At 69.0% G+C, this 20,455-nt stretch carries 21 protein-coding genes, 1 tRNA gene, 2 pseudogenes and 1 riboswitch; of the genes and pseudogenes, 9 read left to right on the top strand and 15 right to left on the bottom strand.

The window, feature by feature from the left end:
- Positions 1 to 45: 45 nt before the first annotated feature.
- Both OG226_RS30940 and OG226_RS30935 read right to left on the bottom strand, forming a co-directional pair.
- Positions 46 to 648, bottom strand: a complete 603-nt coding sequence (locus tag OG226_RS30940) for a nitroreductase family protein (RefSeq protein ID WP_329350698.1) — start codon at positions 646 to 648, stop codon at positions 46 to 48.
- Positions 649 to 779: 131 nt separating this feature from the next.
- The gene (locus tag OG226_RS30935; protein WP_329350697.1) at positions 780 to 1,121 is read right to left on the bottom strand and encodes a hypothetical protein; all 342 of its coding nucleotides are present in this window, start codon (positions 1,119 to 1,121) and stop codon (positions 780 to 782) included.
- Positions 1,122 to 1,461: 340 nt separating this feature from the next.
- On the opposite strand from OG226_RS30935, the gene OG226_RS30930 reads away from it, so the two are divergent.
- The 3 genes and pseudogenes from OG226_RS30930 to OG226_RS30920 all read left to right on the top strand — a co-directional run bounded on the left by OG226_RS30930 (position 1,462) and on the right by OG226_RS30920 (position 4,017).
- A complete protein-coding gene (locus OG226_RS30930; protein WP_329350696.1) occupies positions 1,462 to 2,313 on the top strand; it encodes a hypothetical protein in 852 nt (283 codons plus the stop codon).
- A 324-nt stretch (positions 2,314 to 2,637) separates the two neighbouring features.
- Positions 2,638 to 3,570: pseudogene (locus OG226_RS30925) on the top strand (hydrolase); the annotation flags it as partial.
- A gap of 132 nt (positions 3,571 to 3,702) precedes the next feature.
- Complete coding sequence (locus OG226_RS30920) at positions 3,703 to 4,017, top strand: hypothetical protein (protein WP_329350695.1); 315 nt, start codon at positions 3,703 to 3,705, stop codon at positions 4,015 to 4,017.
- A gap of 268 nt (positions 4,018 to 4,285) precedes the next feature.
- Here the strand turns inward: OG226_RS30920 and OG226_RS30915 are convergent, their stop codons facing one another.
- From OG226_RS30915 to OG226_RS30900, 4 genes are all read right to left on the bottom strand, one after another.
- Positions 4,286 to 4,651 (bottom strand): VOC family protein, encoded by a 366-nt coding sequence (locus OG226_RS30915; protein ID WP_328683031.1) that lies wholly within the window; start codon positions 4,649 to 4,651, stop codon positions 4,286 to 4,288.
- A 13-nt stretch (positions 4,652 to 4,664) separates the two neighbouring features.
- Positions 4,665 to 5,093, bottom strand: a complete 429-nt coding sequence (locus OG226_RS30910) for a hypothetical protein (RefSeq protein WP_329350693.1) — start codon at positions 5,091 to 5,093, stop codon at positions 4,665 to 4,667.
- An 81-nt stretch (positions 5,094 to 5,174) separates the two neighbouring features.
- A complete protein-coding gene (locus tag OG226_RS30905; protein WP_328683029.1) occupies positions 5,175 to 6,695 on the bottom strand; it encodes an MFS transporter in 1,521 nt (506 codons plus the stop codon).
- 77 nt (positions 6,696 to 6,772) lie between these two features.
- A complete protein-coding gene (locus OG226_RS30900; RefSeq protein WP_329350691.1) occupies positions 6,773 to 8,152 on the bottom strand; it encodes a DUF445 domain-containing protein in 1,380 nt (459 codons plus the stop codon).
- 104 nt (positions 8,153 to 8,256) lie between these two features.
- On the opposite strand from OG226_RS30900, the gene OG226_RS30895 reads away from it, so the two are divergent.
- Positions 8,257 to 9,618, top strand: a complete 1,362-nt coding sequence (locus OG226_RS30895) for an SGNH/GDSL hydrolase family protein (protein WP_329350689.1) — start codon at positions 8,257 to 8,259, stop codon at positions 9,616 to 9,618.
- 23 nt (positions 9,619 to 9,641) lie between these two features.
- Here the strand turns inward: OG226_RS30895 and OG226_RS30890 are convergent, their stop codons facing one another.
- The 4 genes from OG226_RS30890 to OG226_RS30875 all read right to left on the bottom strand — a co-directional run bounded on the left by OG226_RS30890 (position 9,642) and on the right by OG226_RS30875 (position 13,223).
- Positions 9,642 to 10,499: a DUF1707 SHOCT-like domain-containing protein gene (locus OG226_RS30890; RefSeq protein ID WP_328683026.1), complete on the bottom strand. Its 858-nt coding sequence runs from the start codon at positions 10,497 to 10,499 to the stop codon at positions 9,642 to 9,644.
- Positions 10,500 to 10,577: 78 nt separating this feature from the next.
- Positions 10,578 to 11,555, bottom strand: a complete 978-nt coding sequence (locus OG226_RS30885; protein ID WP_328683025.1) for an ABC transporter ATP-binding protein — start codon at positions 11,553 to 11,555, stop codon at positions 10,578 to 10,580.
- Between the two features lie 2 nt (positions 11,556 to 11,557).
- Positions 11,558 to 12,334 carry an ABC transporter permease gene (locus OG226_RS30880; protein WP_328686474.1) on the bottom strand — a complete coding sequence of 259 codons (777 nt, stop codon included), beginning with the start codon at positions 12,332 to 12,334 and terminating at the stop codon, positions 11,558 to 11,560.
- Between the two features lie 88 nt (positions 12,335 to 12,422).
- Positions 12,423 to 13,223 carry an ABC transporter permease gene (locus tag OG226_RS30875; RefSeq protein WP_328683024.1) on the bottom strand — a complete coding sequence of 267 codons (801 nt, stop codon included), beginning with the start codon at positions 13,221 to 13,223 and terminating at the stop codon, positions 12,423 to 12,425.
- A 221-nt stretch (positions 13,224 to 13,444) separates the two neighbouring features.
- On the opposite strand from OG226_RS30875, the gene OG226_RS30870 reads away from it, so the two are divergent.
- Entirely contained in the window at positions 13,445 to 15,919 is a 2,475-nt protein-coding gene (locus OG226_RS30870) for a transglycosylase domain-containing protein (protein ID WP_329350686.1), read from the top strand.
- A 16-nt stretch (positions 15,920 to 15,935) separates the two neighbouring features.
- On the opposite strand, the gene sugE is transcribed toward OG226_RS30870, so the two are convergent.
- The 3 genes from sugE to OG226_RS30855 form a co-directional block, all read right to left on the bottom strand.
- The gene (sugE, locus tag OG226_RS30865) at positions 15,936 to 16,256 is read right to left on the bottom strand and encodes a quaternary ammonium compound efflux SMR transporter SugE (protein WP_329350685.1); all 321 of its coding nucleotides are present in this window, start codon (positions 16,254 to 16,256) and stop codon (positions 15,936 to 15,938) included.
- A 34-nt stretch (positions 16,257 to 16,290) separates the two neighbouring features.
- A riboswitch (guanidine-III (ykkC-III) riboswitch) is annotated at positions 16,291 to 16,362 on the bottom strand.
- Positions 16,363 to 16,430: 68 nt separating this feature from the next.
- Complete coding sequence (locus tag OG226_RS30860; RefSeq protein WP_026150372.1) at positions 16,431 to 16,787, bottom strand: GroES family chaperonin; 357 nt, start codon at positions 16,785 to 16,787, stop codon at positions 16,431 to 16,433.
- Positions 16,788 to 16,843: 56 nt separating this feature from the next.
- Positions 16,844 to 17,191, bottom strand: a complete 348-nt coding sequence (locus OG226_RS30855; protein WP_328683021.1) for a DUF3618 domain-containing protein — start codon at positions 17,189 to 17,191, stop codon at positions 16,844 to 16,846.
- Between the two features lie 94 nt (positions 17,192 to 17,285).
- On the opposite strand from OG226_RS30855, the gene bcp reads away from it, so the two are divergent.
- Entirely contained in the window at positions 17,286 to 17,753 is a 468-nt protein-coding gene (bcp, locus tag OG226_RS30850; RefSeq protein WP_328683020.1) for a thioredoxin-dependent thiol peroxidase, read from the top strand.
- A gap of 12 nt (positions 17,754 to 17,765) precedes the next feature.
- Here bcp and OG226_RS30845 read toward each other — a convergent pair whose 3' ends face one another.
- Positions 17,766 to 18,317 carry a GNAT family N-acetyltransferase gene (locus OG226_RS30845; RefSeq protein ID WP_328683019.1) on the bottom strand — a complete coding sequence of 184 codons (552 nt, stop codon included), beginning with the start codon at positions 18,315 to 18,317 and terminating at the stop codon, positions 17,766 to 17,768.
- Between the two features lie 156 nt (positions 18,318 to 18,473).
- Here OG226_RS30845 and OG226_RS30840 point away from each other — a divergent pair.
- From OG226_RS30840 to OG226_RS30830, 3 genes and pseudogenes are all read left to right on the top strand, one after another.
- Positions 18,474 to 19,013 (top strand): annotated as a pseudogene (locus OG226_RS30840) (HNH endonuclease).
- Complete coding sequence (locus tag OG226_RS30835; RefSeq protein WP_329350684.1) at positions 19,010 to 19,687, top strand: HNH endonuclease; 678 nt, start codon at positions 19,010 to 19,012, stop codon at positions 19,685 to 19,687. Before OG226_RS30840 ends, OG226_RS30835 begins: the two are co-directional and overlap by 4 nt.
- 17 nt (positions 19,688 to 19,704) lie before the next feature.
- A tRNA-Leu gene (locus OG226_RS30830) sits at positions 19,705 to 19,777 on the top strand.
- 50 nt (positions 19,778 to 19,827) lie between these two features.
- Here the strand turns inward: OG226_RS30830 and rdgB are convergent.
- Positions 19,828 to 20,430, bottom strand: a complete 603-nt coding sequence (gene rdgB, locus OG226_RS30825) for an RdgB/HAM1 family non-canonical purine NTP pyrophosphatase (protein WP_329350683.1) — start codon at positions 20,428 to 20,430, stop codon at positions 19,828 to 19,830.
- Positions 20,431 to 20,455 lie beyond the last annotated feature (25 nt).

Here is a 20,455-nt window from a genome sequence, read left to right as displayed (position 1 = left end):
CTCACCCCGGCCAGCGCAGCGCTTCCGGCCCTGGCCCGCTCCCACTCAGGCGTGCCGCCCCCACTGCCCCCGGTGCACGACATCCTCCATGCCCCGCCGCCGCTCCGCGACCCGCCCGCTCTGCTCGGGAACGTCCTCAGCCCGGTACCCCACCGTGATCCCGCCGATCGGGTCGTACTCCTCCGGCACCCCGAACTCCGCCCGGAACGGCTCCAGATGCTCCGGCATGATGCCGAAGAAGCAGGCACCGAGCCCCTCGTCGACCGCGGTCAGGAGCATCAGCAGGGAGGCCATTCCCGTGTCGATGTACCAGTACGGCGCGGGCCAGCGGGCCTCGGCTCGGTCCTCCCAGCCCTTGTCGGGTTCGGCGTAGCGCGCCAGGTAGGCCGCCTTGTGGGCCAGGGGTACTACGACCAGCGGGGCGTCCTGCATCGTCGGAGTGTTCTCAACCCGGGTGGGGACGAACGGCCAGAAGCGGGCGCGGTCGGCCGGGTCGGTCAGGGCCAGGAACGCCCAGCCCTGGGAGAAGCCGGCCGAGGGGGCTCGTAGCGCGGAGGCGAGGATGCGTTCGATCACCTCCGGGGTCAGCGGTTTGTGGGTGTAGTGCCGGATCATGCGTCGCCGGCGGACCACCTCGGAGAATTCCATGCGGGCAGATCCTGCCATGAACTCCCGAAGCAGCTGGTGGTGTTGGGACACCACTCAGCCGAGAACGACGTGCAATGCCCCGGGGATCCGAGAACGTCGGCCACTTCATTTCCCCCGTTTCCGGGTGAAGGTCAGAGCTCCGGAGCCAGCAAGGTAAGTCGAAGCACCGCCGCGACCGCCAGTGCCGACGGGATCGCGTACCACCATCGACGGAGCCATTCACCCTTGACGAACGCCCAACTCAACCCCGCCGTAACGGCAGTGAGCGCCAAGGAGGAGCCGGCCGCGAAGTTCGAGTGGGCGACCGTCTCGCTGTCCCAGGGGCCTGCGGGGTCGGCGGCGTATGCCAGGAGTGTCAGGTATGCCGTCACCAGGTGGCCCAGGGTGAGGACGAGCGCGCAGAGTGCGGATGCGTCGGGACGGGGCAACTTGCCTGTCGGGGTGGGGAGTCGAGGGCGGACAGGGGTGGTCACTGCGGGGCTCCTGGGCGTCGTCCAGTTTGCGATCAAAGCCGCGACCGTGAGTCTGAGTGGCGGGGTCCTCATCGTACGGACCGCGTTGTAGCGAATGGCCAGCTCCTGCGGCTGCGCTCGGGGCATACGGTTCCGCAGGACATCACCGACACCGCTGAACTGGCCCTCCGCCACAAGGCATTCGATGCCCTCACCCAACTCCCAAGCCCCTCTGGCCCGTTACGCACTTATTGCACAAAAGATCTTCACCATTTCCGACCCGAGTCCATATCATGCGGAGATCAACAGGCCCAACCAAGGGGAGACTTGGGCGGGCCTCTCAGGTTCCTGTGGGGGTTTCATGCGCATACGTGTTGCGGCTGCCGCCGTTGTCTCCGGTGCCGTCGTCCTGTCCGCGCTCGCGCTTCCGGTGGCCGCCCAGGCGGCGGAGCGTCCCAGTACGACGGCGGGGCTAACTTCCTTCGCAGCGAAGTCCGTTCAGCCCAGAGACTCCTCGGGCAACACCAAGTTCTCGCACCCCGCCATCAACGGCGGCAAGGACATCGTCCTCGGTACCACCGGCACGAAGTCCGTGACCGTCACGTACACCGCCAAGGACGCGAACGGCATCGCGCTCACCGAGGCGTTCCTGTGGCAGGGGACCGACAGTTCGACCACGGACGGCATCACCGGTGGGCTCGGGACGGACGACGACCCGAGTTGCACGGAGACGGCGACCCAGGGCACGTACACCTGCAAGGCCGTCTTCAACATCCACCCCGCAACCGACATGAAGAACAACGGGGTTGCCGGGACCTGGAAGCTGTTCCTGGGGGCCTGGGACCTGTACGCGAACGCCAGTTACAACGACGACGTCGCCACCGCCTCGATCAAGAAAGCCGCCACCCTCACCGCCGACGCCACGCCCGAGCCGGTCAAGAAGGGCAAGACCATCACGGTCACGGGGAAGCTGGCCCGCGCGAACTGGTCGACGGGCAAGTACGCGGGGTACGTGTCCCAGCCCGCGAAGCTGCAGTTCCGGAAGAAGAGCAGCAGCACCTACACCACCCTCAAGACGGTCAAGACCAACAGCACCGGCGTCCTGAAGACCACCACCAAGGCCACGGTCGACGGTTACTACCGCTACGTCTTCGCCGGCACCGCCACCACCGCCGCGGCCACAGCGCCCGGCGACTTCGTCGACGTCCGGTAAGCGGTTCGGTAGCACCTCAACATCAGCACCTCAACATCAGTTCGTCAGCACTTCGGTGCCGGGTCGCGATGCGTCGTCGCGCCCGGCACCGCGCCCTTTCCCCGCCCGCGGTATCGCCGAGTAAGAGATCTACGTGAACCGCCGAGGCCCCCTCCCGACACCCCCACCCCCCTGTGTACCGTCCTCCCGTGTGTCGATCGGTGATCACTCAACTACCGTTCTACGCGCGAAGATTCACCGCAGTCAGTGACATCCGCAGCACCCGCACCCCTGTTCATTCCACCCCCCCACTGATGGAATCCCCCACTCACGGAGGTTCACCGGATGCTCAAGCTTGGCAAGTTCACGTCACGTCACAGGTTCACCACCGCCCTCACCGTCCTCGGCATGCTCGCCACCGGCGCTGCCGTACAAGCCGCCACCGTCACCCCCGCGCACGCGGCCACCACGCACCGTGTCCTGTTCGACGACGGGCACGCCGAAGAGGCGGGCAACGCGGACTGGATCATCTCCACGAGCAAGCCCGACCCGCTGTCCCAGGACTCCTCCCCCTCCTCCGACAAGGACTGGACCGGGGCGCTCTCGTCGTGGGGCATCGCGCTGCAGAAGACCGGCGACTACAGCCTCAAGACCGCGACCAGCGCGCTCACTTACGGGGGTTCGTCGGCGACCGATCTCTCGAAATTCGACACGCTCGTGCTGCCCGAGCCGAACATCAAGTTCACGACCGCCGAGAAGACCGCCATCATGAACTTCGTGAAGGCCGGCGGCGGGCTGTTCATGATCTCGGACCACACCGGGTCCGACCGCAACAACGACGGCTACGACGCGGTCCAGATCCTCAACGACCTGATGACCAACAACAGCGTCGACTCGACCGACCCGTTCGGCCTCTCCATCGACTCGCTGAACATCAGCTCCGGCTACCCGGCCGCCATCAGCGACAGCAGCAACGCCGTACTGCACGGCTCCTTCGGCACCGTCACCAAGAGCCTCATCGCCAACGGCACCACGGCCACCCTCAAGCCCGCCGACAACTCCGCCGTCAAGGGCCTGCTGTACCGCTCCGGTTACTCCGGGAACACCGGCGCCTTCTTCGCCACCAGCACCTTCGGCAGCGGCAAGGTCGCGTTCTGGGGCGACAGTTCACCGATCGACGACGGCACCGGCCAGTCCGGCAACACGCTCTACGACGGCTGGAACGACACCGGCGCCACCAACGCCGCCCTCGCCCTCAACGCCACGGAGTGGCTCTCCTCGTGAGCCGTGAGCCGTGAGCCGTAGACCTGAGGTGTAAGCCGTAGGCCACCGAGACTGACGTAGGACCGCGCGTTAGCCTCGGTGGCTATATCCGGTCAGCTCGGTTCCATCAGCTCCAGGAGGCACGTCATGGCCAAGGTCCCCAGCGTCCGCAACGTTCCCAGTGCGGTGGTCGCCGCGAGCGGGCTTGTCGGTGGGTACGGCGTCGCCCGCTGGACCAGGAAGCGCCAGCTCGGCGGAGTCGCCCTCGCCGTGGCCACCGCCGCACAACAGTGGCGCCAGCAGGCCGGCGGCAAGGCGGCCGGTGCACTCACGGTCGCCTACGTCGCCGCGTTCGCCGGTTCCCACCCGCTGGCCAAGAAGGTCGGCGCCTGGCCCGCCGTCTTCGGTGTCGCCGGCGCCGTAGCCCTCGCCTCCTGGGCGGTAGCCGACCGCCACGCGTGACGACCGTCGCCCGCGTACGGCGCCAAGGCGACGTGTCGGGGGGTGTCCGCCCGCAGCGGTCGGCGCGTCAACACGGTCAAGTCGGTGAGCAACGGTTCCCGCGCCGATCCGAGGACGGACACCCCCCGGCGCGGCGCCGCCCCCCAACGCACAGCAGGCGAACCACAACGCACCCCGCACCGGGACACAAAGCCGCACCCCCAACCACCCAGGGGCGCGGGGAACGGCGCGACCAGCCCCACCCAACCCGCACCCGAAGACGACCGCCTCAGTGCTGATGCCCCAGCACATTCACCACCCGCCCACCCGGATCCCGCACAAAGAACCGCCGCACCCCCCACTCCTCGTCCCGCAACTCCCGCACGATCTCCGCACCGGACGCGACGACCTCCGCCCACACCGCGTCCACGTCCTCGACCTCCACACTCAGGTCAGGAACGACAGGGGCGGTGCGTTCCTCCGTGAGAAAGCTGATCTGGGCACTGGGGTTCGAGGGAGACGCCAGGGTCATCACCCAGCCCTGGTTCATGACTTCCTCGAAGCCCAGCAGGCCGTAGAAGTCTGCGTTCGTGCTCATCGAGTCCTCGCCCTCCGCCGCCACTCGGAAGTCGGGGACGATCCTGCGGACGCTCATCGGATACGGCTCCTCACGATCGGTGGGCAGCGGCGCACAGCACACCCTCGGTCGAATCCTCCGCGCCGCGCGGCCGGAAACAGCGTCCCACCGCCGCCGCGATCAACGCCCCCGCCCCGATCACCAACGTCGCGAACGCCCACGCCAGCGGCTGTTCCGACTCGAACGACACGTACATCAACACGGCCGGCGGCACCGCCACCACCAGCAACGGCCAGGCCAGGTCGTCCCGGTGACCGAAGTAGCCCGCCAGGAACACCAGGATCACCGCGAGCAGCACCCCGCCACCACCGGACACCTCACCCGCCACCGACACCGGCACCGATCCCGACGGAACACACACGACGTACGCCGCCGCCGCGCCCCCCGCACCGAGCATCCGGGTCAGCCAGCGTTCCGGCCAGGGGCGCGTGCGCAGGGGGCTCAGCAGCTTCTCGGTCATACGTACGAGGGTTCCCCCGCCGCCGGGGCCGCGACAGAGTACGAGTACTCAGATCCGGCGGATCCACCGGACCCGGCCCCCTTACGCCGCCCCCGCCGCACCGACCGAAGGCGACTTCACCGCTGTCAACGGCGTAGCCACATCCTCCAACGACCGCCCCTCCGCCCGCACCGCCAGCACCGCCGCCACCAGCCCCGCCGCACACATCAGCCCCGCCCCGATCTGGAACGCGAGCACCGTGTCCCCCACCTTCCCCGTCCCCGTCAGATCCGCGAACAGCAGCGGCCCGCTGATCCCACCCGCCGCCGTACCCAACGCGTAGAAGAAGGCGATCGACATCGCCCGGGTCTCCATCGGGAAGATCTCCGAGACCGTCAGATACGCGCTGGACGCGCCCGCCGACGCGAAGAACAGGACCGCGCACCAGCACGCCGTCATCGTGGTCGCGCTCAGCGACCCCCGGTCGAACAACCACGCCGTGCCGAACAGCAACAGCCCCGAGAGCAGATACGTCGACGAGATCATCACCCGGCGCCCGACCGTGTCGAACAGCCTGCCCAGCAGCAGCGGGCCCAGGAAGTTGCCGACCGCGATGACCGCGAAGTAGTAACCGGTGTTGCCCGTGGGCACGTCGAAGAACTTCGTCAGGATCGCGCCGAAGCCGAAGGTGATCGCGTTGTAGAGGAACGCCTGCCCGATGAAGAGCGAGAAGCCGAGCGTCGCCCGCTTCGGATAGTCGCGGAAGATCGTGCGGGCGATCTCCCCGAACGACACACTCTTGCGCTGATGGATGGTGATCTCGCCCTCGGCGGGCGGCAGTTCGTGCCCCTGCTCCGCCTCGATCCGACGCTCGATCGACGTCACCACCTCGTCCGCCTCCCGATCCCGCCCGTGGATCAGCAGCCAGCGCGGGCTCTCCGGCACATGCCGTCGCACGAGAAGAATGACCAGCGCGAGCACGGCGCCCAGCGCGAAGGTCAGCCGCCAACCCACGTCCGCCGCGAAGATGTCGGTGTTCAGCGCGACGATCGACAACAACGACCCACCCACCGCGCCCACCCAGAAGCTGCCGTTGATGATCAGGTCGACGCGGCCCCGGCAGTACGCCGGGATCAGCTCGTCGATCGCCGAGTTGATCGCCGCGTACTCGCCGCCGATCCCGAAGCCCGTGAGGAAGCGGAACGTGAAGAACCACCAGGTGGAGAAGGAGGCCGCCGTGAGGGCCGTAGCGGCGAGGTACACCACCAGCGTGATCATGAAGAGCTTTTTACGGCCGTAGAGGTCGGTGAGCCGGCCCCAGAACAGGGCACCCACGCACGCACCCGCCACATACAGGGCCGCCGCGATACCGGTGATCTGCCCGGAGCTGATCGGCAGCCCGCTGCCGGGCTCGGAGAGGCGGCCGGCGATGTTGCCGACGACCGTGACCTCCAGGCCGTCGAGGATCCATACGGTGCCGAGGCCGATGACGATCGTCCAGTGCCAGCGGGACCACGGGAGGCGGTCGAGCCGGGCGGGAATGGACGAGGTGACCGTCCGGCCACCACCACTCCCGGCCGGCGTCTCGGCACTCGCACGCGCACTCTCACTCGCACTGGCCATCGGGGTTCCTCCTCGTCGAGCGAACCCCCTCCGGGTGCCCCCGGAATTCGACCCCTACACCCGCCCCCGCACCCCGCCTACACCCCCACCAGCCGCGTCACCGTATAGATCAACAAGCCCACCAACGACCCCACCACCGTGCCATTGATCCGGATGAACTGCAGGTCACGCCCGATGTTCGCCTCGATCTTCCGGGTCGTGTGCTCCGCGTCCCAGCCCGCCACGGTGTCCGTGATGAGGGAGGTGATCTCCTTGCGGTAGGTCGTCACGACGTACACGGCCGCGCCCTCCACCCAGCCGTCGACCTTCGCCTGGAGCTTCGGTTCCACGGCCATCCGCGCGCCCAGCGACAGCAGCGAGGCCCGCACCCGCAGCCGTAGCTCACTGCGCTCGTCCTCGGCGGCCGACACGATCATCGAGCGTACGGACGTCCACGCGCTGGCGATCAGGTCCTGGACCTCGCCGCGGCCGAGGACGTCGCCCTTGAGGCGCTCCACGCGCGCGCGGGTCTCCGTGTCGGACTGGAGGTCGGCGGCGAAGTCGCCGAGGAAGCGGTCCAGGGCGCCACGGGCCGGGTGGGAGGGCATGTCGCGCATCTCGGTGACGAAGCGGAGCAGTTCCTTGTAGACGCGCTCGCCGATGCGCTTGTCGACGAATCTCGGGGTCCAGCCGGGGGCGCCGCCCTCGACCGCGTCCATGACCTGCTCGTCGTGCAGGACCAGCCAGTCGTGCGCGCGGGCCACGATCAGGTCGACGACTCGCTTGTGGCCGCCGTCGGCGACGATTCGCTCCAGGGTCTTGCCGATGCCGGGGGCGATCTCCTGGGCGTCGGCCCGGCGGGTGATCGCCTCGCCGACGATCGCCTGGACGTCCGAGTCCCGCAGGACGGTGAGGGCGCCCCGGAGCGCCGCCGAGAGTTCCGCCGTCACGCGGTCCGCGTGGTCCGGGTCCGCCAGCCAGGCGCCGAGGCGGCTGCCGATGCCGACCGCGCGCAGGCGTTGCCGTACGACCTCCTCGGAGAGGAAGTTCTCGCCGACGAACTCGCCCAGGGAGACGCCCAGTTGGTCCTTCTTCGTGGGGATGATCGCGGTGTGCGGGATGGGCAGGCCCAGCGGGTGGCGGAAGAGGGCGGTGACCGCGAACCAGTCGGCCATCGCGCCGACCATGCCCGCCTCGGCCGCCGCGGCGACATAACCCGTCCAGGGGCCCGCGCCCGAGTGCGACGCCCATTTCGCGAGCACGTACACGACGGCCACGAAGAGCAACAGGGCGAGCGCCGTCAGTTTCATCCGGCGGACGCCGCGCTGTCGCTCCTGGTCGGCCGCGCTGAACGTGGTCATCGTGCGGCGGGACCCGTCACTCTCGGTCGCCGCCCCCAACCCCGCCTCTGTCCGTTCCATCCGCTCCACCCGTTCCACCCGCTCCGACCGCCCCGCCCGTTCGCCGGTACCGTACATATTGTCCCTTCCTGATCGACTCCCGGAACGGAACAGGAGTTCCCACAGTCACCCGATCGGGCAAAATGGCAGAGCCCTGCCACTCACCCGAGGAGGCCCACCGCGTGACCAAGCCTCGTGACGGGGGTGTGGGGGTGTCCCCCACAAAGCAGCGTGCCCTACTGTCCGCGATCATCACCTTGATCGCGGTCCTTTCCGTCTGCATATACGTCGGGGCCGCCGCGGGCGACGGAAGCCGGGGCGACGACGGGAAGAACTCCGCCGGCGCACGCTCCGGCGGCAACTCCGCCGCCCCCGCCTCGGCCGGCACCTGGGTGGGCGCCTGGGCCGCCGCTCCGGTGAGCGGCGAGACCGGTACGGAGCGGACCGGCACGGCGCGCCGCTCGGTGCGCAACATCGTCCACACCAGCGCGGGCGGCGCGAGCGCCCGGATCACCCTCTCCAACCTCTACGGCCGGGCCCCGCTCAGCATCACGCACGCCTCGATCGCCGTCGCCGCCGCCCGCAACAGCTCCGCCGCGGCCCAGGGCACCATGCGGCGGCTGACCTTCGGCGGCGCGACCTCGGTGACGATCCCGGCCGGGCAGCAGATCCTCAGCGACGCCGTGCGCCTCCAAGTCCCGGCGGGCGCCGACCTGTTGGTCACCACCTACTCCCCCACCGCGTCGGGACCGGTCACCTACCACCCGTACGCACGGCAGATCTCCTATCTCGCCGAAGGCGACCACGCCGAGGACGCGACCGGCACGCCGTACCGCGAACGCACCGCGATCTGGCGCTACTTGACCGCGGTGGACGTGCTGAGCGACCAGGCGAAGGGCACGGTCGTCGCGTTCGGCGACTCGATCACCGACGGGTCGACCTCGACGGAGAGCGCCAACCGCCGCTGGCCGGACGCCTTTTCGGAGCGGCTGCGCGCGGCCCTGGCCGCCGGGCGGGACGTGCCGCGCTACAGCGTCGTCAACGAGGGCATCAGCGGCAACCAGATACTCACGAGCCTCGCCGGCCGGCCCGCCGAGAACCAGAGCGGCCTCGTCCGCTTCGGCCGTGACGTGCTGGGCCGTCCGAACGTCAAGGTCGTCGTCGTCGACCTCGGCGTCAACGACGTCCTGCACGGCGCCCGCGCCGACCGGGTCCTCGCCGGCCTGCGCACCCTGGTCCGCCAGGCCCACGCGCGCGGCGTGAAGGTCATCGGCGCGACCCTGATGCCCTTCGGCGACTACTTCCGGTACACGGCGGCCCGGGAGGCCGTACGCCAGGAGGTGAACGCGGCGATCAGGAGCGGCACGGTGTACGACGCCGTCGTCGACTTCGACAAGGCGCTGCGCGACCCGTACGCCCCGCGCCGGTTCGCCGCCGAGTACGACTCGGGCGACCATCTCCACCCCAGCGACCGGGGCTACCGGAAGATGGGCGCCACGATCGATCTGGCGGACCTCAAGGGCGCGGTCCCCGCCCAGCTGTAACCCGGTCCCCTCGTAAAAAAGCCTCAGTCCCAGTCCCGGTGCCGGCGCTCCCGCCGGTCCCGGTGCCGCTCGCGGCGCTCCTCGTGCCGTTCCCTGCGCTCCTCGTGGCGGCGCCGGATCGCCTCGCGGTGTTCGTCCATGGCCTCGCGGTGGGCGTCGTGCAGGCCGGACAGGGCGTCGCGGTGGGAGCCGTAGAGCTCCTTGGCGGACGAGCCGCGCTCCAGCTTCTCCTGGCGGCGCTCCTCCTTGAGGCGCTGCCGTTCCGCCCGGGTCACCTTGCGTTCCACGCCGACCCCGCCCCAGAAGGCGAAGCCGGTGAGGATCACGCGCGGGGCGCCCGGGTCGCCCGGCACGCCCTCCTGGCTGTGGTCGAAGGCGCCCATGATGCCGATGCCGCGGACGACGACCTCGACGCCCGGCGGCACGACGACCTGGGCGCCGCCCATGATCGCGATGCAGTTGATCTCGACCTCGCGGTCCGCGAAGTTCGCCTCGCGCAGGTCGATCTCGCCGCCGCCGAAGAAGGAGAAGCAGGTGAACCGCTTCGGGACCGTCCACCGGCCCTTGCGCTGGAACCCGGACAGGATGGCCACGGCCCAGGTCGAGGACCCCTCGCCGCCGACGATCCGCCCGGCCCAACTCCCCCTGTCCACCGGCTCCTTGACCATGTTCACCGGCGGCGGGGTGACCCCGGCGACCGGCAGGTCCTGGGTGATGGGCGTCAGTTCGCCGTACGTGCGCGCCTTGTAGGTCGCCTCCAGACGCTCCTCGAACTCCTCCATGTCGAGGCGGCCCTCCGCGACGGCGTCGCGCAGCACCTCGGCGACCCGCTCACGGTCGGCGTCGGATGCGCGGAGTTCCGGGACTGCGTCGTCGGTCATACGGAGCAGCCTACGAGGTCACTCCGCGCAGGGCTACGAGGTGACTTCACGCGGAGCTGTGAGGTGACTTCACCGGGGCTATGAGACCGCTTTCTCGGCCTGTTCCGCGTACATCTTGGCGATCACCGCCTCGATGTCCGGCTCGCGCACCGACAGGTCCACCATCGGGTACTCCGCCGCGATCCGCGCGACCAGCGGAGCCGCCGACTCCGACGCCGGGAACGCCAGCCACTGCCTCGGGCCCTCCACCTTCACGACCCGCGCGTCCGGCACCTCGATCGGGGGCAACTCCCGTTCCAGGTCCACCACCAGGGTCCGCTCGCTCTCCCCCGCCTCGTGCAGACCGGCGAGGGGGCCGTCGTACATCAGACGGCCGTGGTCGATGACCATCACGCGGGAGCAGAGCTGCTCGATGTCCTGGAGGTCATGGGTGGTGAGGAGGACCGTGGTGCCCTGCTCGGCGTTCAGGTCCCGCAGGAACTCCCGGACTCGGGCCTTGGAGATGACGTCCAGGCCGATGGTCGGCTCGTCGAGGTAGAGCACCTCGGGGTCGTGCAGCAGGGCCGCCGCGATGTCGCCGCGCATCCGCTGGCCCAGGGAGAGCTGTCGTACGGGCACGTCCAACAGGGCGCCCAGTTCGAGGAGTTCGACACAGCGGTCGAGGTTCTCGGCGTAACGGGCGTCGGGGATGCGGTACATGCGGTGCATCAGCTTGTACGAGTCGATCAGCGGGAGGTCCCACCACAGGGTGGTCCGCTGGCCGAAGACCACGCCGATGCGGTGCGCGAGCCGGGTGCGTTCGCGGGACGGGTCGATGCCGGCGACCCGCAGCCGGCCCCCGCTCGGGGTGAGGATGCCGGTCAGCATCTTGATGGTGGTCGACTTCCCGGCGCCGTTCGGACCGATGTAGCCGACCATCTCGCCGCGGGCCACGGCGAAGGAGATCGAGTCGACGGCCCGCACCTGGCGCCGTTCCCGCTTCATGAACCCGGTCTTCTTGCGCACGTCGAAGACCTTCTCGACGCGGTCCAGTTCGATGAACGCCTGCTCTGTCACCCTCAACTCCCAGTACTTCGGTACGACTTGAGCCCGGCGCGCCAGGCCAGCCCGGCCAGCACGCAGAAGGCGAGTGCCACCAGCGGCGAGGCGAACTCCGCGCCCGGCGGCAGGTCCAGCGGGTACGGCCGCCCCAACACATAGGAGGCGGGCACCCAGTTGACGAAGGCGAGCGGCAGCATGAAGGTCACACCCCGCAGGAAGTCCTTGCCGAACACGGCCGGCGGGTACTGCAACAGCGTGGTGCCGCCGTAGGTGAACGCGTTCTGCACCTCGGCCGCGTCCTGCGCCAGGATCTGGAAGGCCGCGCCCGCCACGAACAGCGAACCGAAGATCGCCGCGCCGCAGATCAGCATCATCGGCACCAACAGCAGCTTGCCGACAGTCCAGTTGACGTCGATGTGGAGCAGCGCGTACCCCAGCACCAGGCCGCCCTGGGTGATCCGGCCCAGGCGGCGCAGCGCGAACCGGTCGGCGCCGATCTGGGCCAGGACCGGTGCGGGGCGTACGAGGAGCGTGTCGAAGGAGCCGTCGCGGATGCGGGCGCCCAGCACGTCCATCGAGCCGAGGACCAGGTCGGAGATGCCGAACGCGGTGGCCGACAGGCCGTAGAGGAAGGCGACTTCGGGCAGGGACCAGCCGCCCAGCGAGTGGACCTGCGAGAACATCAGCAGGATCGTGGCGAAGTCGAGGCCGGTCACCAGGAGGTTGCCGATCACAGTGATGACGAAGGACGTGCGGTAGGTCATGCTCGACCGGATCCACATCCCGGCGATCATCCCGTAGGCACGCAACCCCTCGCGCCAGCGCGGCAGTTCACCGTCACCCGGATACCGAAGGGTCACCCCCTCACTCGTTCGGGTCGTCTCAGCCACCCTGAACCACCACCCTCCGCGTCGCCGCCGACTGCATCAGTCGCCCCGCCGTGAGCAGCGCCACCGCCCAGGCCGCCTGGAAGGCGTACGCGTGCAGCGGAGCGGTCTTCCCCATCAGCACGTCCGCGGGCATCTGGATCTGCGCCGCCCACGGCAGCGCCCGTACGACATCGCCGAGCGCGCCCGGGAAGGCGTTCAGCGGGAGCACCATGCCCGAGCAGAAGATCCCCAGGATCATCATGGCCTGGTTGATGCCCGTGCCGTCCATCAGCCAGAACACGCTCAGGGCGGCGAGGTAGCGGATGCCGAAGCTGACGAGGATCGCCAGCAGCAGCGCGACCAGGAGGGCCGCCCAGGACATGACGTCGGTGGGCAGCGCCATCGGGAAGAACAGCGAGCCGAACACGAACGGGATCACGCCCCGGCCGAGGAGTTGGAACAGGGCCCGTCCGAAGTCGCTCGCCAGCCACCAGAGTTGGAGGTCGGCGGGCCGGTACAGGTCGACGGCGATGTCGCCCGTGCGGATGCGCTCCATCAGGTCCTTCTCGAACCCGCCGCCCTGGATCGCCAGCGTCGCGTACAGGCACTGCCCCAGCCACACATAGGTCACCGCCTGCGCCTGGTCGTACCCCCCGAGATGGGGTCGCTCGTCCCACAGCGCCAGGTAGGTGTAGACGAGGACGACACCGAAGACGGTGTTGGTGAAGACCCCGGCGAGCGTCGCCGCCCGGTACGTCGCGTACCGCCTGAAACCCCCCGCCGCGACGGCCATGTACAACCGCCCAGCGCCCACAGAAACCACCCTCCACCCCGTCTTGACACCGAAGCGCAGGAGCCTAGTCCGCAGGTGGTGACGCACGCCACGCATTTTCCGGGCAAGTGCGTGCCGATCGGCGGGAACGGAACGCATGGTGCGAGAGTCTTCGTCTGGGGGCGCAGAAGCGCACAAGGCCGTACAGGAACGTACGAGGCAGTGCGGGACGGTACGACGCGAAACAGGAGTCCGTGCACGACATGAGCGACCAGCCGCAGCCGCCGCAGCCGAATCAGGGCTGGGCACCGAGAGAGCCGGAAGCGGCCGCCGCACCCGAGGCGCCTGGGGTGCCCGGGACAGCAGAGACAGCAGGGACAGCCGGGGCATCCGGGGGCGAGAAGCCCAAGAAGGCCAAGCGGCCCAAGCGCACGGGGTGGCGGCGGGCGATCCCGACCTGGCGGATGACGCTCGGCGGGCTCGTCGTGCTCGTGGCACTGCTGATCGGCGCGTTCTTCCTCGGCTACTCGCTGGTCAAGATCCCGCCCGCCAACGCCCTCGCGATGAAGCAGTCCAACGTGTACCTCTACGCGGACGGCTCCCAACTCGCCCGCGACGGCGAGGTGAACCGCGAGAACGTCGGCCTCGACCAGATCTCCGCGAACGCCCAGCACGCCGTACTGGCCGCCGAGGACCGGGACTTCTTCACCGAGTCCGCCGTCGACCCCAAGGCGATGGTCCGCGCCGCGTGGAACACCGCGACCGGCAAGGGCACCCAGTCCGGCTCGACGATCACCCAGCAGTACGTCAAGAACTACTACCTGGGCCAGGAACAGACCGTCACCCGCAAGGTGAAGGAGTTCTTCATCTCGATCAAGCTGGACCGCACGGAGTCCAAGGCCGAGATCCTGGAGGGCTACCTCAACACCAGCTACTTCGGCCGCAACGCCTACGGCATCCAGGCCGCCGCCCAGGCCTACTACGGCAAGGACGCCACCGAACTCGACGCCGGCCGCGGCGCCTACCTCGCCGCGCTGCTGAACGCGCCGAGCGAGTACGACGTCGTGGCGCATCCCGAGAACAAGGCCGCGGCGGTGGCCCGTTGGAACTACGTCCTCGACGGCATGGTCAAGAAGCACTGGCTCACCGAGTCCGCGCGCGCCGGCATGAAGTTCCCCATGCCGAAGGAGGCCACCGCCTCAACGAGCATGTCCGGACAGCGGGGTTACATCGTCGGCGCGATCAAGGACTACCTCACCACCAACAAGATCATCGACGCGGACACCCTCGAAGCCGGCGGCTACCGCATCACCACCACGCTCCAGAAGAACAAGCAGGACGCCTTCGTGAAGGCCGTCAACGACCAAGTCATGTCCAAGCTCGACAAGAAGAGCCGCAAGGTCGACAACTACGTGCGCGCGGGCGGGGCTTCGGTCGATCCCAAGACCGGCAGGATCGTCGCCATGTACGGCGGCGTCGACTACGTGAAGCAGTACACGAACGGCGCGACCCGCGGCGACTTCCAAGTGGGCTCCACCTTCAAGCCGTTCGTCCTCGCCTCGGCGATCCAGAACGACTCGCAGACCCAGGACGGCCAGACCATCACGCCCAACACCTACTACGACGGCACCAACAAGCGCCCCGTGGAAGGCTGGAACGGCGGCTCGTACGCGCCCGAGAACGAGGACGAGGTCTCCTACGGCGACATCACCGTCCGTACGGCGACGGACAAGTCCGTCAACTCGGTGTACGCGCAGATGGCGGTCGACGTGGGCCCCACGAAGGTCAAGCAGACCGCCGTCGCCCTCGGCCTCCCCTCCGACACCCCCGACCTGACCGCGACCCCGTCCATCGCGCTCGGCCCGTCCACCGCGAGCGTGCTCGACATGGCGGAGGCGTACGCCACGATCGCCAACCACGGTGAGCGGCACACGTACACGATGATCTCGAAGATCACCAAGGACGGCACGAGCGACATCAAGCTGCCGGCGAACAAGACCACCCGCGCGGTGAGCCGCGAGTCCGCCGACACCACGACCTCGGTCCTGCAGAGCGTCGTCGACAACGGCACGGCCACCGCGGCCCAGGGCGCCGACCGCCCGGCGGCCGGCAAGACCGGCACGGCGGAGGAGGACACGGCGGCCTGGTTCGCGGGCTACACCCCGGACCTGGCGACGGTCGTCTCGGTCATGGGCCAGGACCCGACGACCGCCGCCCACAAGTCGCTCTACGGCGCGATGGGCCTCGAACGCGTCAACGGCGGCGGGGCACCCGCGGAGATCTGGGCCCAGTTCACCAAGTCGGCCCTCAAGGGCACCGAGGCGAGCGACTTCGACCTCCAGCTCCAGGACGGCGCCGAGACCGTCGCACCCCCGAGCCTCCAGCCCAGCCGGCCGGCGACCACGGGCGACCAGGACAACGGCGGCACGACCACGACGGGCGGCCCGGGCACCCAGGGCCAGACACAGGGCGGCCAGACGACCGGCGGCACGACGACCACCGGCGGCGACACCACGACCACCGGCGGCACGACCGGCACCACGACGGACGGCACCACCACCACGGGCGGCACGACGACCGACGGCGACACCACGACCACCGGGGGTACGACGGGCACGACCACGGACGGCACGACGACCGGCGGCACCACAGGAACCACGACCGACGGCACCACCGACGGCACGACGACCGGAGGAACGACCGCCGGCCCGCAGAGCACAGGCCGCAAGAAGGAGTGACCGGTCCCGCCGGCGCCTAGTGACCGGAGGTGGCCTTCAGCCCCACGACGGCGACCAGCAGCAGACACACGAAGAAGATCCGGGCGGTGGTGACGGGCTCCCCCAGCACCACCATGCCGAGCACCGCCGCCCCCGCCGCGCCGATCCCGACCCACACGCCGTAGGCGGTACCGATGGGCAGCGACTTCGCGGCGTACGAGAGCAGCAGCATGCTGGCGACGATTCCGGCGCCGGTGAACACGCTGGGGACGAGGCGGGTGAAACCGTCGGTGTACTTCATGCCGATCGACCAGCCGACTTCGAGCAGACCGGCGACGACGAGCAGAACCCAGGCCATGACAGGCACCTCCGAGACGTACGTACTGAACGGGGGTGCGTCGTCTTTCCGTGTCGCTTTCCCGGTACGGCGCGTCTCGTCGGGTTGCTCTCCAACGTAGCAAAGGGACGGCAAAAGGGGCTGGTGACGATGGTCACCAGCCCCCTCGGGGCTTGCTGCCTACAGGTACGCGTCCTACAGATACAGGCCGGTCGAGTCCTCGGAACCCTCGAACCGGTCCGCGGCGACGGCGTGCAGATCCCGCTCGCGCATGAGGACGTAGGCGACCCCGCGCACCTCGACCTCGGCGCGGTCCTCGGGGTCGTAGAGGACCCGGTCGCCGGGCTCCACGGTCCGCACGTTCTGGCCCACGGCGACGACGTCGGCCCAGGCCAGCCGGCGCCCCACGGCCGCCGTCGCGGGGATCAGGATCCCGCCACCCGAACGCCGCTCGCCCTCGCTCTTGTCCTGCCGCACGAGCACACGGTCGTGCAGCATCCGGATGGGCAGCTTGTCGTGCTGGGTGCTCTGCTCGTCTCTCTTGGCGCTCACGCCCACGAACCTACCTGCCCAGGACCCGTCCGTACGCGGGCGGGTCACCCACGGTTTCAGCCCTTACGGCCACCGCGACGCCGGGATCCGAGGACGAACAGCCCCACCACCCCGACGGCGACGAGAGCGACAGGAACGATCCGCTCGACGCGCGGCGCACCCTCCTCGTCCACGAACTGACCCTTGACGTCACTCACGACCCGGTTGACACCGACGTACGCCCTGCCGAGGGTGTGGTCGATGCTCGACGCGACCTTGGCCTTCGCGTCGCCCACGATGGTCTTCGGGTGCACCCGCACCCCGATCTCGTCGAGCGTGTCGGCGAGGACATCGCGGCGGTGCTTGATGTCCGCCTCGATCTGCGCCGGGGTTCTGGTGTCCGGCGTGTTCGACGTGTCCGTCACCGTACGGCCTCCGAAGTCTGCTGGTACTTGTGCCGGACAGTCTGTCAGCTCTCGCGCGGAGTGCACTGTCAGCACCCCCGGTTACGCTAGCGCGATGAGTGAACGACTCCAGCCCGGGGACGTTGCCCCCGCCTTCACGCTCCCCGACGCCGACGGCAACGAGGTGTCCCTCGCCGACCACAAGGGCCGCAAGGTCATCGTCTACTTCTACCCGGCGGCCCTGACCCCCGGCTGCACCAAGCAGGCCTGCGACTTCACGGACAACCTGGACCTGCTGACGGGCGCCGGCTACGACGTCATCGGCATCTCCCCCGACAAGCCGGAGAAGCTCGCCAAGTTCCGCGAGAAGGAGAACCTCAAGGTCACCCTCCTCGCGGACCCCGACAAGAAGGCCCTCGACGCCTACGCGGCCTTCGGCGAGAAGAAGAACTACGGCAAGACCTACATGGGCGTGATCCGCTCCACGATCATCGTGGACGAGTCCGGCAAGGTCGAACACGCGCTGTACAACGTCCGGGCGACCGGCCACGTGGCGAAGATCATCAAGGACCTGGGCGTCTGAGGTTCCGGGACTCTAGGCCCCTACCGCCTTTCCGTACCTGAACGAGATCCACACATCGGGAGGCAGGTCGGCCCGCCCGGGCACCGGCCTGCGCTCCTCGCCCCACTCCCCGGGGGCAAGCTCCTCACCGACCCGCCGCCAGAACGCCACGGCCCCCGGATTGGCGTCCTGAAACGCGACCTCCCAACTCCCCGGATGCCGCGCGACGACATCCCGCACGGCTCCCATCCCGACCCTGGCCCGCCGGGCGCCGCGCACGACGAAGAAGCTGTTGAGGATCCGGGTGGGCGAGCCGATCCCCCGCACGAACGCGAACCCGACGGGATGCTCGCCGCTCACGAAGAGATACGGCGCCCAGTCACCGTCCGAGCCGCCGAACGCCGCGGTCACCCGCTCACTGCGGAAGGTGCCGTCCGGGTTGGGCAGTTGAGGTTGCACTTGCCCTCCGGGCGCGAACTCGGACAGGTCATGCCGAAACATCAGCCAGAGCCGCTCGACGACGGGGCGGTCGGCGGGGGTGGCTGGTCGTACGAGTACATGTGGTGCCGCCATGAAAGAGGTCATGAAAAAAGCCTCCCGGGCGGACAAAGGTCCACTCCTGGAAGGCTTCAGCGACCCACAGTCTACCAACCGCTCTACGTGTCGGGCGTGACTGTCCGACAAGCCTCTCGTTACTCCGTTCGAGACCGCGAACGTGTGGTCGGGATCGGAAGGGAAACGGTGGGAGTCAGCGCGTATTCGCAGAAGCGGCTGGAGGAGGCGGCTCAGGGGGCTCGGACGTTGTCCGAGGCGTTGGAAAGGCTGGGAGTGGACGTCTCCCCCTTCGAGCGGGAGGGGGTGAGGTGGACGAAGGAGATACTCCAGGCGGCCGTTTCGGCGTCGACGAACATGTGCGAGGTACCGCGGCGTCTCGGGCTGGAGGTCGTGGGCGGACACCACACGCACATCAGCCGCCGCATCAAGGCGTACGACATCGACACCTCACACTTTCGGATGCCCACCCGGCGGGGTGAAGCCCGGCGCCCCGGACGCCTGAGGGAATGCTCGTCGAGCAGCCGACCGGTCGGGCTCGGCGCATCCCGAGCGATCGGCTCAAGTGGGCGATGAAGGCATCCGCTCCCGCTGGAGGTCGATCACATCGACGGCAACTGGCGCGACAACCGAATCGAGAATCCGCGGTTCCTGCGCCCCAACTGCCGTTCGACGACCGACAGTTGCCGGGGGCGCGGAAAAGGACGCGTCAAGGGTGACGTCTCATGAGCAGCAGCGCGCAGTACACCCGCGCGCGCCTGGCCGAAGCAGCCGCGCGCTGTTCCGACATCGACGAGGTCATCGGCTTCCTCGGTACCCAGCCCCACGGCAAGCTTCGCCGCTACCTCTTCCGGCGTTTCGACCACTTCGGAATCGACGTCTCCCCCATGCCACGGCCGAGACGATCGAACGCGGCGCCGGCCAAACCGAGCACCGACGAACTGTGCCGCGCCATCGCGGGAGCCACATCCATCGCGGACGCGCTCCGCGCACTGGGGATGGATCCGTACAACGGCAGACTGCGCACGCTGCGCCGGGAACGGCTGTCGGAGGACGACCTCGACACCTCTCACTTTCTGGGACAGGCGCACCAGCGAGGTCGGTCAGGCGGCGTGCTTCTTCGGCGCGCCGAAGACATCCTCGTCCAGCACGACGGCAGCCGCCGAACGAGAACCCATCTGCTGCGTCGGGCGCTCCTGGAGGTAGGTGCACCAGAGGTGTGCGCCGAATGCGGGATCGGCCCCGAGTGGCTCGGGAGACCCATGACGCCGGAGGTCGATCACATCAACGGGGACTGGAGTGACGACCGGCGCGAGAACCTTCGGTTGCTGTGCCCCGGCTGTCACGCGATCACCAGCACCTGGTGCAGAGGAGGTCGACAACGCGGTTGCGGCGCCCAGTAAAGTAGGTCTCAGCACTGGCGCCCGTACGCCAAGGGCTGAGCGGCGATCTTTAGGTGGTCGTGTCTGTCGGTTCGAATCCGACCGGGCGCACAAGGATGCCCCGCACCTGCGATTCGCAGATGCGGGGCATTTTCGTGAAGTCAGCCCAACAGCTCCCGAACCACCGGCACCAACGCCCGGAACGCCTTCCCCCGATGGCTGATCGCGTTCTTCTCGTCGGCCGTGAGTTCCGCGCAGGTTCGTGTCTCGCCCTCCGGCTGGAGGATCGGGTCGTAGCCGAAGCCGTTCGTGCCTGTCGGGGTGTGGCGGAGCAGGCCCCGCAACTGGCCCTCGACCACCCGTTCCGTGCCGTCCGGTAGGGCCAGGGCCGCCGCGCAGGCGAAGTGGGCTCCCCTGTGTTCGTCCGCGATGTCCGAGAGCTGGGCGAGGAGGAGGTTCAAGTTGGCCTGGTCGTCGCCGTGTTGGCCGGACCAGCGGGCCGAGAAGATGCCGGGGGCGCCGTGCAGGACGTCCACACAGAGGCCCGAGTCGTCGGCCACCGCCGGGAGGCCTGTTGCCTGGGCCAGGGCGTGGGCCTTCAGGAGGGCGTTCTCCGCGAAGGTCACGCCCGTTTCCTTGACGTCGGGGATGTCCGGGTAGGACTCCGCGCCGACGAGGTCGTGGGGCAGGGCCGCGGCGGTGAGGATGGACCTCAGTTCGGTGATTTTGCCGGCGTTGCGGGTGGCGAGGATCAGGCGTGTCATGGCGTTCAGTATTCCAACCCCCGTC

Origin of the sequence: Streptomyces sp. NBC_01261, assembly GCF_036226385.1 — a bacterium.
Taxonomy (GTDB): Bacteria; Actinomycetota; Actinomycetes; order Streptomycetales; family Streptomycetaceae; genus Streptomyces.
The sequence above is the reverse complement of the archived record's forward strand: the minus strand, read 5'-3'. Positions and strand labels throughout refer to the sequence as shown.